Consider the following 12,302-nt stretch of genomic DNA (forward strand, 5'->3'; position numbering starts at 1 on the left):
GGTGTCGATGGATCAGCCAGCCATCACACACCGCTGCGTGCGCGACGCCCCTGGTGTCGGGCATGGCGCCACCTGGCCAGACGCGCCGTCAGCAGCATCCTCTGCTCGCGCAGCCCGAGCGCGCCACGCTCCAGCATGCGGCGCGGCCCGCCGATGACCCGCCGCAACGCCTCACCCACCAACAACCAGCCATACGCGAGCGGGTGCCTGGCTCGCGCCAGCCGCAGTCGGAAGATCAGCTTGCGCGCCTGACGTGCCACACTGACAGGATGATTGCCCTGATGGCGCGCCAGGCGCATCAACAGAGGGTCCTCTTCACCGGTGATCAGCGCTGGGGTATACAACCGGATACGAGAGTGCTTCGCTGTTGGCAGCGGAACGAAAAAGTCGCCGTCTGCCTGCACGATCAGCTCCAGCAGCGGGCGTCGGCTATCCGCCGAGCCATGAAGCTCAAGACATTCCAGTACCTTGGCGCGCACCTCGGCCGGCCACCCCCCACGCTCGAGCACATGCCAGGCGCGGCCACTCTCCAGATGCCAGCGGCCATCGCCCGGCAGGCTCAGCAAGGTATCGGGGCGCTCCGAAGCCGGGATGTTGCGCAGTTGCGTGCATAGCGCGTCACCCCTCACATCTGCGTGCGTCAGTGACAGGCGGCGATGTTGCTGGCCACTCGGGGTGGGCAATACCCTGCACAGCAAGGCAAGGTCATCCCCCTCTCGCTCGACCAGAATCAATGCAGCCCCTGCCGCCGCCAGCTGCCAACAGAGCTCTCGACAGCTGGAGGCCATCGGCGCCTCGACCAGTACACGATGCCCGGCAAGGCCAGCGGGCTTGAGATTTGCAGCGGTGCGAGCAAGACCAGTGCGTTCAAGAACTGTGCGTGCAAGAGAAGTGAACATGAGGGCTTTCCTTGGGTCGAGGCATTGCCAGCCACAGAGGCGCGAGTGGATTCCACGCCTTGTGGACCTGCGTAGGAGCATGATCGATCAGCTCACTGACAGACATGTGTCAACAAGGTGACATCTCCACAAGACGTGCTGGCGATTGCCATGGCCAACACGCAAGCGCTGAGCTGAACCATGGAGTGATCACCAGCATGAATGGCTGCGCTTAACGCAAACTTAAGCCCTCAGAAGGCAGTGCCACGATAGCGCTGGCCTTCCTGCTTCTTGCTCGCCGCTTGCTCGCCGCTTGCTCACCTCCAGCTCGACTCTCCACCAATGCCCCCTCATGCTCAGAAGCCGAACAGCCCGACGATAGGCGGCACGATGAAGGCGGTCAGCAGACCGGTCAGCCCCATCGACATGCCAGCGAAGGCCCCCGCCAGCGTGCTCACCGACGAGAAGCAGAAGGCAGTACCGATACCATGCGCTGACAAGCCCATGGTGAAGCCCTTGACGGTATCGTCTCGTGCCCCTGCCAGTCGCATGACAACGGGACCCACCACACAGCCCAGGGTGCCGGTCAGCAGTACCAGCCCTGCCGTCAGCGAGGGAATACCGCCCAGCTTTTCGGCGATCCCCATCGCGATCGGCGATGTGACGGATTTGGGCGCCAGGCTCAAGGCCACCTGGGTATGTGCCCCCAGTGCCAGCGCCAGACCCAGGGTGGTGGTCACGGCGGTGACGATACCGACGCAACAGGCTGTCAGCAGTGGCCACAGCATCTGCTTGACCCGATCAAGATGGTCAAACAGCGGTACCGCCAGCGCGACGGTGGCCGGCCCGAGCAGGAAGTGAATGAACTGGGCCCCTTCGAAATAGGTGGGATAGTCGGTGTCCGTCAGCCATAGAAACCCGATGATCAGCGCGATGGAGACCAGTACCGGATGCGCCAGCGATGCCCCCCGAGCCAGACGGTTGATCGCCGTAGCCAGCAGAAAGGCCACCAGCGTCAACAGCAGATGCAGCAACGGAGAAGCGCTCAGGTACACCCACAGGGCGTCAAGCGGGGCCAGATTCATGAAGACACCTCATCGGCGCTGTGTGACTTGCCCCCTGACCCGCTCGGCGTCGCAGAACCTCGATCGATAAGACGTTGCAACAGCCAGGCCGTGACGAACTGGGTGACCGCGATCGACGCGACCAGCGTGATGGCGATGGCGGTGAGATCGCGTGCGATGAGCTCGAAATGGACCATCACACCAACGCCCGCGGGCACGAACAGCAGCGACAGATGCGAGAGCAGGCCATTGCTGGCAAGCCTGAGACTGGCAGGCACGCGTTCCCGCAGCAGCGCACGGGCCAGCTGACGTTGACCGAGATCTCGATCCGCATTCTCGTCAACACGCAGCACTCCTTCCCCCTCTCTGTCCGGGGCAGGCAACAACCGTTTGCGCAGCCGCCCTCGCAACATCAACCCCAGCAGCAGGAACAACATTCCCAGTACTGGCCCCGGCACCGGAAGCAACAACGCACGCACCGTCACCTCGCCGAGAAACTGGCAAAGCAGCAAGATGCAGAACCCCTTGATCAACGCCATTTCCTTACAGACTCCTCTTGACCGTGTCAGCCCGTCAGGCCGCCATGCTGACAATTATGTCACAGCCATCCCTGACGCCCTTGCCTCTTCCTCCCGGCATCCTCATGACCCCAGCGCCCTTGCTGCCCTCAGTGCTCTCAGTGGTCTCAGTGGTCTCAACCCCAACAACGGTGAGGCAACGCTTTACTGTGGTAATCTGCGATCTTTCTTGATCCCCCATCACCGCTACAGACAGGGAAGGCTGCGACACGATGCCAGATTCTCTCGGGCTTGATACATCCATTATTCCCAATTGGATCAAGACATTGCGGCATGAAGAGGATCATCAGGCTTTGATGATCCTTGAACTGGCTGCCGACCTGGCTGGCGCTCCCATGGCGATGATCAACCTGCGTGATGGCGATCAGCTCAAGCGCTGGTTGAGTCTGGACGACAACGTTCAAGAGTCCGTCCCCATCAACGATGCGCTGTGTGGCGTGGCGGTACTGCAAGCCAGTCCCCTCATCACGTGTGACGCCCGTCGACAACCGGAACTCGCCGGTTGCAGTTCGGTTCTTGCCGACGGCATTCGTTATTACATCGGCCTGCCCCTCAAGGCAGACAATGGCGAGATAATCGGCTGCATGAGCCTGGCGGACGCTGAGCCGCGGCAACAATTGCCCAGCCCGGACGTCCTCGTCCGGCTGGACAAGCTCGCGAGCCTGGCAACCGAGGCGCTGAAACGCCAGGTCAATCAAAGCTACCTCAATGCAGAGTTCGCAGACAGTCAGTCGCGCGCCAGCTGGATATTGCGCAGCATTTCCGATGGCGTCATCGAATGGAAAACAGGTAACGAGAGATTGACCATCTCAACCCGTCTGGAAAACCAGTTGGGGTATGAAGCCGGCACACTCGACACCGCACTCGAGGCGTTGCATGAGAGAGTCGCGCCCGACATGCGTGACGACTTCAAGGCCTTGATCAACGCCAAGCGACTGAGCGGGACACCTTTCAATTGCGAGTTGCTGATCCGCACCCAGCAGGGAGATCATCGCTGGTTTGAGCTGCGCGCTCAATTCGAGGTCAGAAACGGCGCGCCCTACCGCTTCATCGGCTCATTGCTGGATATCCATCAGCAGCATCTGGCCAAGGATGCCCAGGCCGACAAGCTGCGCCGCTATGAACGTCAGCAGGCGGCCTTGATCGAGCTCGGCAACACCCGCCACGATGAGAACGCGCAGCTCGACAGCCTGCTGCCATGGTTATGTGAGCAAGTCGCCAAGGGCCTGCAGATACGCAAGGTAAGCTTCTGGTACATGAATGAAGACCGCGACTGTCTGTCGCTGGCCCATGTCCATGATGCGTGGGTCCCCCCGCCGCACGATGCCACGCATAGCACAGTTCCCACTCGCCTTACCCGCACCCAGAACCGGGTCTATTTCGAGGCTCTGGATGCCGGACATGCTCTCGCCCTGGCCGATGTGACCAAGGCCAATCAGGAATTGCTGTTCGATGGCACCTTCCGCTGCAGCGTCAAGGCCATCATCGACAGCCCGATCCGTGTGGCGGGCCAGGTGGTGGCCGTCATCTGCTGCACGGAAAGCAATGCCCCGCGCGAATGGGCAGAGGATGAGCAGGCGTTTCTGGCCTCGGTGGCGGATCACGTCTCACAGCTCATGACCGAATTCGAGCAACAGGCCTCTCAGAAGCGCCTGCGAGCCAGCGAGCGACGCTACCGCGCCACCTTCGAGCACTCCGCTGTCGGCATGGCGCACCTGAGCACCAGTGGCCAGCTGTTGCGCGTCAATCAACGACTCGAGAGCATCCTGGGCTACACCGCCGCCACCTTGTCGCAGAGTGTGATACGCGAACTGATCGAGCCGGAAGACCTGGAAAGTTTCCTGCAGCAACATCAGGCGCTGATCGAGCAGCGCAAGGATTTCTTTACCCAGCAATGTCGCTTCATCCATGCCTCCGGCAACTCGGTACATGCAGAGATCAGTGTCTCTGCGGTCGAGGCGACGCCAGACCAGGATGGCTATACGCTGCTGGCGCTGATCGACAATACGCTCAATCACACCATGTCGCAGCGCATGGCCCACGAGGCCAATCACGACAGCCTGACGGGCTTGCTCAATCGCGGCGCCTTCAAGCGTGAACTGACGACACTTTGCGATGATGCACGCGCCACTCGCGCTCTGCATTGTCTCGCCTACATCGATCTAGACCAGTTCAAGGTGGTCAATGACACCTGCGGCCACTCGGCCGGCGATGCGCTATTGATCCAGCTGGTCGACGTGATTGCCGCCGGCTTGCGCAAGCAGGATCGTCTCGCGCGCCTGGGAGGGGATGAATTCGGCTTGCTGATGCCAGACATGTCGCTGGACGCCGCCGAGGCGCTACTCGAAGAGATGCGCCAGTCTGTCACCAACTTCCGATTCATGTGGGAAGACAAGCTGTTCACCATCAGTACCAGCATTGGCCTGGTGAGCATCGACAGCAATCACAACGACCCGCACCAGCTGCTGAGTGCCGCCGATGCTGCCTGCTATGAAGCCAAGGATGCCGGGCGCAACCGCATTCATCGCCACAGTGAATCCGGTGACGAGGTAGCTCGGCGCATGCAGGAAATGCACTGGCTGACAGAAATCACCGCAGCCATCGAAGAACAGCGTCTGGTGCTTTACCAACAGCCGATCGTCAGCACCCTCGCCACTGCACAAGCTGACAACGCAGAGCCAGCCAACGACCCGCACTGCGAGCCGCTCTGCGAGCTACATTACGAAGTGCTGGTGCGATTGAAAGGCCGGGACGGCACCATCATTGCGCCGGGCGCCTTCCTGCCTGCAGCGGAGCGTTATGGCCTGTCAGCCGCCATCGATGAACATGTCATTCGCCAATACCTGAGCTGGCTGGCTGCGCACCCTGCGCATGCCCAGCGACTGACCATGGTGTCACTCAATCTCTCCGGGCACTCCATCAGCAGCCCGAGCTTTCGCGACCTGCTGGTCACGCTGGTCCGCGACAGTGGCATCCCGGGTGACAAGCTGTGTTTCGAGATCACCGAATCCGTCGCCATCACGCGGCTGGGCGACGCTCGCGCCTTCTTCGAGGCACTCGGCGCACTCGGCTGTTCCTTCGCGCTGGATGACTTCGGGAGTGGCGTGTCCTCCTTCGGCTACCTGAAAAACCTACCCGTCGACTTCCTGAAGATCGATGGCGCCTTCATTCGCGACATGGACACCAACCGCGTTTCCTACTCCATCGCCCGCGCCATTGCCGAGGTCGCGCGTGAAATGGGCATGAAGACCGTGGCGGAATTCGTGGGAAGTGCGCAAGTGCTCGCCTCCGTCGCCACCATCGGCGCCGACTATGTGCAGGGCTATGCGCTGGGCATGCCGGAGCCACTCGAGACACTCGCCATCTGCTCCAATACCGATGACGGCCACGGCAAGGGGCATGCTGAGGGCAAAGGCTCCAGCCCGATCTCACGGGTCAATGACGCTCGCGTGGCGCAGCCTCTTGCTCCTAAGGCTGGCTAAATCAGCTGGCTGAACCAGAGCAAGCTGAGCCAAGGGCTTGATAAGTCAGGGGCTTGCCGAATCAAGGCGGAGCGCACCATAGAGCAGAGCGCGGCATATCCTCAAGACCACACAAAGCCCTCTCCATAAGCCCTGCCTCCACAAGTCTGCTCTCCAGAACCAGACCACAGAAGCCCAGCCTCCGAGCGGCAAACGCCACCAGGAGGCTGGGCTTCTGTGCTCTTTTTTAGAAGGCAGGATAAAAGATTCAGGATGCAGGAGGTGGGAAGAATAGCGGTATCAGAAACCGGATTCGCGACGCCAGACTCCCACCACTTCACGCCAGGTTCGACTCAACAGGCTGCGCGGCTCGGTCTCGACGTTGACCATGCCGCGCCGGCCAGGCATCGAGAGTGCCAGCGCCTGCGAGAAGTCCACTGGCTCAAGCGTGACCCGATAGAGGCTGCGCATCAGTTCCAGCTGCCCTTCCTCGCCCTCGCGAACCTTCAACTCCCCACCGTAGGGCGCGGCCATTTCCGGCTGCTCAAGCACTGCGACTGCCTGAGGTTCGACGCTGACCACGCGCATTTCCAGCGGCTTGCCTACCGGCGCCAGCGGATAGAACCAGGCAGTGGCGCCTTCATCGACACGCAGTACCTCTTCCTCTTCCACCCAGGCCGTCAGGGTCACCTGCCGGGGGTTGCGCAGCGTCATCACCCACTCCCCTTCACCGACCCAGCCCCCTTCTCGCAAGGCAGGGTTGAGCGAGTGCACCTCGCCAGCGAATGCCGCCTCCAGCTGACCGGTCGCCTGTTCGGCTTGCAGCGCGCTGACTCGTTGGCGCTGCACGTCAAGATCGGCCTGCACCACCGGGCTATCCTGCAGCAGCCTGCGATCCAGACCACTGGCGGAGCGACGCCAGTCCAGCTGCTCCACGCGACGCTCGGCACTGGCAAGCCGCTGGGCGACTTCCGGGGCACTGATGGTCGCCAGCGCTTGACCGGCGCTCACCTCGTCACCCTGGGCGACATCGAGACTCAGTCGGCCACCGAAGGGGGCTTCGAGACGAGCCGAGGGTTGCTCCAGCCACCCCGGCAGGCGCAGCTCGCTCTGCCAGGGCCAGACCAGCAAGGCCCCCAGCGCCACGACGATCATCCCGGTACGCAACAGAGCCAGATTGGCGCGTGGCTTGCGACCTTCACTGAACCAGCGCCGAATTTCATTCACGATTGGCCGCATGATGAAGTACCAGATCTCGACGGCGAACAGCACGATGCCGAGAAGCTTGAAGAAGAAGTGATAGACCGCCAGGGCGATCCCGAGAAACAGCAGCAGGCGATACACCCAGACGCCCACCGCGAACAGCACCAAGGCACGCTGCGGACGCTCAGGCGGCGCTTCCTTGAAGGCGAACAGCCATTCACGCAGCTGCCAACGCGCCAGCGCCTGGGAGCGCGGCTCAAGGTTGGGCTGTCGCCAGGCATCGGACAGCAGGTAATAGCCATCGAAGCGCATCAGAGGATTGAAGTTGACCAGCGCCGACATGATCCAGGTCGTCGTCGCCAGCCAGAAACACAGGGTGCGCGGCAGACCTTCCGGCAACAGATGCCAGCACAGCAAGGCCAGTACCGCGATCGAGAGCTCGACCGCGACACCCGCGATATCGACGCCAACTCTGTCCCGGGCCTCGGTGAGTCGCCAGGCATCACTGGTATCGGTGTAGAGCACCGGCCAGCCGACGATGAAGGCCACCCCGATGGTCGGGACGCGCGCGCCCTTGGCCTTGGCGACGAAGGCGTGCCCCAGCTCATGCAGTATCTTGACGAAGACCAGCGCCAGCCCCAGCGTCAGCCAGCCGCCGACAGCGCCCAGTGCCGCGAAGCTCGCGATGAAGGTATCCAGCTGGCGTACCGTCAGCCATAGGCCCACCAGAAACATGACCGCCAGGCTCCAGAAGAAGCCCCGGCTACCCAGCCAGCGTACCTTGTTGACGTGCCGGCTCAGCCAGCGATCCGGATTGGCCAGCGGAATGCGCACGAAGAGATAGTGATGCATCAACCACTTGAGCCCCGTAGGACGCGACTCAAGACGGCGTTGGTAGCGTTCCTGCTGCCCGGGATCCCCGCGCACCAGATCATGCTGACGCAGAAATTCCGACAGGGCGCGCAACTGTTCACCAGGCACTTCACGACCGAGACTGGCGCTGGCCTGTTTGGCGGCTGCCGCTTCCTGACCACCGCGAATGAAGGGCAGCAATTCGATGGCGGCCTCGCCCAGTCGATAGAAGCGCTGGGCGACCGGATCATGCAGCAACCAGCGCCGCTTGCCATCGCGATCCTGCTCGACGGGGTGCAACTTGAGGTCTTCGCGCAGCACGGCCAACGGGGGAGTCTGTGAGATCATGCCTTACCACCCGGTCCAGCTGCGCAGCGTGGCCCACGGGCGACGGAACAGGTAATAACCCAGCATGACCTGTTCCCCCTCGACCTTGGCCGTGCCCCGCCAGCCGACGCGCGGCAGGTTCTCGGCATCGCTCAACACGGCGTGCGCGCGGTAGGCGAGCTCGCCCTCCGGTGCCAGCTCGGCCCGATAATTGACGTGCGTCAGCCGTGCTTCACGAACCTGTGAGGGGTCGACATTCAAGAACAACGAGACCTCGGCGCCTTCCGGCAGCGGAATGTTGTCGGCACTCGGCAGCCAGATTTCCACCTCGGCGCCCCGAGTGTCGGCCACTTCCAGCAGACGCTCACCCAGCCTGACCGGACGCCCTGCCCAATCGCTGGTATCGCCGAGGATCGCGACACCCTCACGCGGTGCTTCGACGCGCACACGCGTCAGCTGTGTTTCAAGGAAATCGACGTCGGCACGCGCCTGATCCACTCGTGCCCTCAACAGCGGCACCTCGGCACTGGCCTCACGCTCGGTAAAGGAGCGCTGCCGGGCACGCGCATATTCCGCCTGTGCCACCGCCAGAGCCTGATTGGCTTCGGCCAGTCGCCCCTTGAGCTCGGCATCATCGAGACTCGCCAGCAACTGGCCCTTCTCCACCACCTGATTGGGCGCCACGGACAAGTCCTTGAGCACGCCATCCAGCGGTGAGCGGATGATACTGCTGACCTCTGGCACCACCTCCGCCTGCCCCAGCACGGAAAGGCGTACCGGCACCAACATCAGCAGACCGATCACTACCAAGGCCGCGCCCCACAGCAGGCGTTTGCCCACCGGCTGGCGCCTGCGACCCGAATGGCGTGCCAGCACGTTCTCGGCACCTTGCACCCAATGGGTCAGCAGGCGTTGTTCGGCTTCATTCCAGGGTTTTTCGCGCAACAACAGCAAGCCACCCTCGATACGGCCTCGCCATACCATGGGCACCCAGAGTCCTTCACGTGGCCAATACTCACTCCAGTCTTCGGCAAGAGACGCATCGCGTTCCTTGAGACGCTCCGGCGTCAGTGACATGACCTGCTCGGGCTTGGCCGCCCGGGAGCCACCTGCCTTGTCGGAGACGACCTGACGATCGAGATCAAACGCTTTGATGACGCGTCTTGCCCAGTGCAGATAGGGGCTCTGCTGCTCGACATCGGTGGCGCCGGAATGTGACGAGAGCTTGCCATTGCTGACCAGTAACATCTGGCGCGCGGGAAAGAGGTAGCCTGTGTCATTGACCAGCACATACTCTGCTTCCTTGCGTCCCTTGGCGCTCATCAAACGCTTCTGCAAGGTGATGAGGCCCGCCAGGCGATCTGTCGTGACATTGCCTGGCATTTCGACCCGCCGATTCATTGTGCCGCCTCTCTACTATCCACATCCTCGAGGGTGGAAGGACTCAGAGAGGGGAAACGGACCTCACCACTCATGCCGGGCTTGATGCCGCCATCCGGCTTGGCATCCGGCCGCGCGATCACCTTGAGGGTCTGGCTGACCGGATCAATGTTGTCGACGACGCGTACGATCTTGCCGGCAAGTTCCGCCCCCGTGGCATCTGCGGTGAAGGTCATCGGGGTGTCCGCGTCGACCTGCCCCAGCCACATGGCGGGAATGACGGCCTCGATCTCGAGCTCGTCGGAACTCACCAGCTCCAGCATCGGCTCGCCATTGGAGACGAACTGATGAGGATTGACCGCACGCGAGACCACTTCCGCATCGAAGGGCGCCGTGATGGTGCAATCGCTGAGATAGACATCCGACAGATTGACCGAGGAACTGGCCTCATTGACCGCCGCTCGCGACAGATCCACGTCCAGCTGGCTGACATTGTCATAGCGCGCCAGCTGCTTGTTGACCTTGTACTGGGAGCTTGCACCGGACAGACGCGCACTCGCGACTGCCCGTTCCGCCTTCAGCGAACGGCAATCGAAGCGCACCAGCACATCGCCCTTGTTGACCTCTTCCCCGACACGCCGATTGACTTCCAGCAGGCGCCCCGACAGGGGCGCCGCCAGAATGGTGGAATTGACAGCACTGACCTGACCGCGAACGGTCGGTTGATCCGCCCCGTGCGCGGCATTCATCAGCCCGGGCAGCATGGCGACCAGCAGGGTTCCCCCAAAACTCGCCATGCGGCGATTGATATCTTTACCAGCGATCATCATCGTCAGCATCCCTGTTGAAATATGGCGGGAGGCTATCTTACAGACTGGCCTGACCGTCCTGTGCTTGGGTTGTCTCGGACTGGGCTTCCAGCCAGAGTGCCGGGTCCTGCAATGGCAGGCTGCCGCCAGACCACTGACGGAATGAGGCATCCAGGTTGCTGGCCAGTGTATCGACGTCGTAACGCTGATAATCCTCGGGGACCGGATTGAAGCCCAGGCTGAACAGGAAGCCACCATAGGCGTCCTGTGCATCGGCGTAGGCCAATGAATTGCTCAGCACGGAGTTCAAGGCCTTGGCCTGGTTGAGCAGGGATTGCGTCCCCGAGATCGCACGGCTTGCCCGCGCCTGCTTGCTGAAGTCCGCGATCTGCTCATCCAATGCCTGGAAGCGCTGCGCGATCGCCAGGCTATCCAATGAGTTGTGGTACTGCTGCCAGCCCAGATTCACTCGTGCCAGCGTCGCCATGTTGCTGGCGAGACGACGCGCTTCGACCATCTGGTCACGCGCCTCGTTCTGCGCCTTGATCTCATCGATCGCGAACAGACGGAAAATATTCCAGCTGACTCGCACACCCGCCTGTGCCCAGGTGTCGTTGTAGAGGTAGCTGTTGCTGTCATAATTGGCGCTGTAGGAGAACTCCAGCCCCGGCAACAGTCGCACCATGCTCTTGCGCGCTTCACGTTGCGCGATGCGCGCATTGTAGAGCTGACCGACGTATTCCCCACTGTTGGCCAGCGCGACACGCTCCAGCACATCCAGGTCGTTGGAAGGCAACGGAGGAAGTTCCGGCAACTCACTCGGCGCCTGCAAGGGGATCTCGACATTGGGGGCCTGATTGATCAGGCTCGCCAGTTCGATCTGGGAGGTCTCGACGGAACGCTGCAAGCTCTTGAGATTGCGCATGATGGAGAGCAGCTGGCGCTGCTCCTGCAGGACATCCAACGGTGCCCGCAGTCGTTCGCGCTGGATCTGATCCAGCTGCGCGAGCGCCTTTTCGGTGTCTATCAGCAAGGCATCGATGCGCGGCTTCAACTTCTGCGTCACCGCAGCTTTCCAATAGGCGCTGCGCGTCTGCTGAAGCAGCTTGGCCATGATGTCACGCCGGGCGTTCTTGACGATCAGGAAGCGGTCCGCCTCCTGCTTGGCCTTCAGGTAGCTGACACCGAAATCCAGCACATTCCAGGAAAGGCGCAGATCCGCATCGGTGCGGTCCTTGTCGACAGAGGTCGACTGGGCAAGGCTCTGCACGCCGGTACGCACGTTCTCGCTCGAGGAGGCATCTTCATTGTTACGGCTGGTGAAACCGGCATTTGCCGCCAATACCGGCAGCATGTCCATCTTGGCCAGATTAAAGCTCTGCTCGGCCAACGCCTGCTCCATCAGCTTGACGCGATTGTCGAGGTTGTACTTCAGCGCGCGCGCCATCGCCTGATTGAGATTCAGCGGCTCGGTGATGGCCGGAGTCATCTGCTCAAAGAGCATCTCATCGCTCTGGATGGCGGTCGCGATATCCTGACGATCCAGAGGCTCAGGTTGCACGGTGCCGCATGCCGACAAGGCAATACCCGCCGCGCTGATGGCAACCATCGTCGCCAGAGTCTTGAGACGACCTCGCCCGCGTGATTCTGGCAACGCCCGGGTGGTTTCCGTTTTTTCGTTTCCCGTCATGATATCGCCTCGTTCCCTTGCTCTTGTTCACCCGCCCCGTGGTATGGGGCAGGCGGACAC

At 61.9% G+C, this 12,302-nt stretch carries 8 protein-coding genes; 1 reads left to right on the plus strand and 7 read right to left on the minus strand.

Annotated elements, in window-relative coordinates; all coding sequences use genetic code 11:
• Window positions 1-23: 23 nt before the first annotated feature.
• The 3 genes from QD356_RS06435 to QD356_RS06445 all read right to left on the minus strand — a co-directional run bounded on the left by QD356_RS06435 (window position 24) and on the right by QD356_RS06445 (window position 2,481).
• Window positions 24-899 carry a hypothetical protein gene (locus tag QD356_RS06435; RefSeq protein ID WP_192838946.1) on the minus strand — a complete coding sequence of 292 codons (876 nt, stop codon included), beginning with the start codon at window positions 897-899 and terminating at the stop codon, window positions 24-26.
• A gap of 335 nt (window positions 900-1,234) precedes the next feature.
• Complete coding sequence (locus QD356_RS06440; RefSeq protein ID WP_166019932.1) at window positions 1,235-1,963, minus strand: LrgB family protein; 729 nt, start codon at window positions 1,961-1,963, stop codon at window positions 1,235-1,237.
• Window positions 1,960-2,481 carry a CidA/LrgA family protein gene (locus tag QD356_RS06445; protein WP_192838947.1) on the minus strand — a complete coding sequence of 174 codons (522 nt, stop codon included), beginning with the start codon at window positions 2,479-2,481 and terminating at the stop codon, window positions 1,960-1,962. The genes QD356_RS06440 and QD356_RS06445 overlap by 4 nt, the downstream gene beginning before the upstream one ends.
• A gap of 335 nt (window positions 2,482-2,816) precedes the next feature.
• On the opposite strand from QD356_RS06445, the gene QD356_RS06450 reads away from it, so the two are divergent.
• Window positions 2,817-6,002 carry an EAL domain-containing protein gene (locus QD356_RS06450; protein ID WP_192838948.1) on the plus strand — a complete coding sequence of 1,062 codons (3,186 nt, stop codon included), beginning with the start codon at window positions 2,817-2,819 and terminating at the stop codon, window positions 6,000-6,002.
• A gap of 279 nt (window positions 6,003-6,281) precedes the next feature.
• Here the strand turns inward: QD356_RS06450 and QD356_RS06455 are convergent, their stop codons facing one another.
• The 4 genes from QD356_RS06455 to QD356_RS06470 form a co-directional block, all read right to left on the minus strand.
• A complete protein-coding gene (locus QD356_RS06455; RefSeq protein ID WP_192838949.1) occupies window positions 6,282-8,384 on the minus strand; it encodes an HlyD family efflux transporter periplasmic adaptor subunit in 2,103 nt (700 codons plus the stop codon).
• 3 nt (window positions 8,385-8,387) lie between these two features.
• Window positions 8,388-9,686, minus strand: coding sequence for an HlyD family efflux transporter periplasmic adaptor subunit (locus QD356_RS06460; RefSeq protein ID WP_192838950.1), 1,299 nt, complete (start codon window positions 9,684-9,686; stop codon window positions 8,388-8,390).
• A 74-nt stretch (window positions 9,687-9,760) separates the two neighbouring features.
• The gene (locus tag QD356_RS06465; protein WP_192838951.1) at window positions 9,761-10,570 is read right to left on the minus strand and encodes an efflux RND transporter periplasmic adaptor subunit; all 810 of its coding nucleotides are present in this window, start codon (window positions 10,568-10,570) and stop codon (window positions 9,761-9,763) included.
• Window positions 10,571-10,610: 40 nt separating this feature from the next.
• Window positions 10,611-12,113 carry a TolC family protein gene (locus tag QD356_RS06470; RefSeq protein WP_192838952.1) on the minus strand — a complete coding sequence of 501 codons (1,503 nt, stop codon included), beginning with the start codon at window positions 12,111-12,113 and terminating at the stop codon, window positions 10,611-10,613.
• Window positions 12,114-12,302: the final 189 nt, after the last annotated feature.

Source organism: Cobetia sp. 2AS, assembly GCF_029846355.1.
In the GTDB taxonomy this organism is placed as follows: domain Bacteria; phylum Pseudomonadota; class Gammaproteobacteria; order Pseudomonadales; family Halomonadaceae; genus Cobetia; species Cobetia amphilecti.

Coding starts and splice junctions, on each gene's coding strand:
- QD356_RS06435 (WP_192838946.1), bottom strand. CDS start 899: ATGTTCACTTCTCTTGCACGCACAGTTCTTGAACGCACTGGTCTTGCT.
- QD356_RS06440 (WP_166019932.1), bottom strand. CDS start 1,963: ATGAATCTGGCCCCGCTTGACGCCCTGTGGGTGTACCTGAGCGCTTCT.
- QD356_RS06445 (WP_192838947.1), bottom strand. CDS start 2,481: ATGGCGTTGATCAAGGGGTTCTGCATCTTGCTGCTTTGCCAGTTTCTC.
- QD356_RS06450 (WP_192838948.1), top strand. CDS start 2,817: ATGATCCTTGAACTGGCTGCCGACCTGGCTGGCGCTCCCATGGCGATG.
- QD356_RS06455 (WP_192838949.1), bottom strand. CDS start 8,384: ATGATCTCACAGACTCCCCCGTTGGCCGTGCTGCGCGAAGACCTCAAG.
- QD356_RS06460 (WP_192838950.1), bottom strand. CDS start 9,686: ATGAGCGCCAAGGGACGCAAGGAAGCAGAGTATGTGCTGGTCAATGAC.
- QD356_RS06465 (WP_192838951.1), bottom strand. CDS start 10,570: ATGATCGCTGGTAAAGATATCAATCGCCGCATGGCGAGTTTTGGGGGA.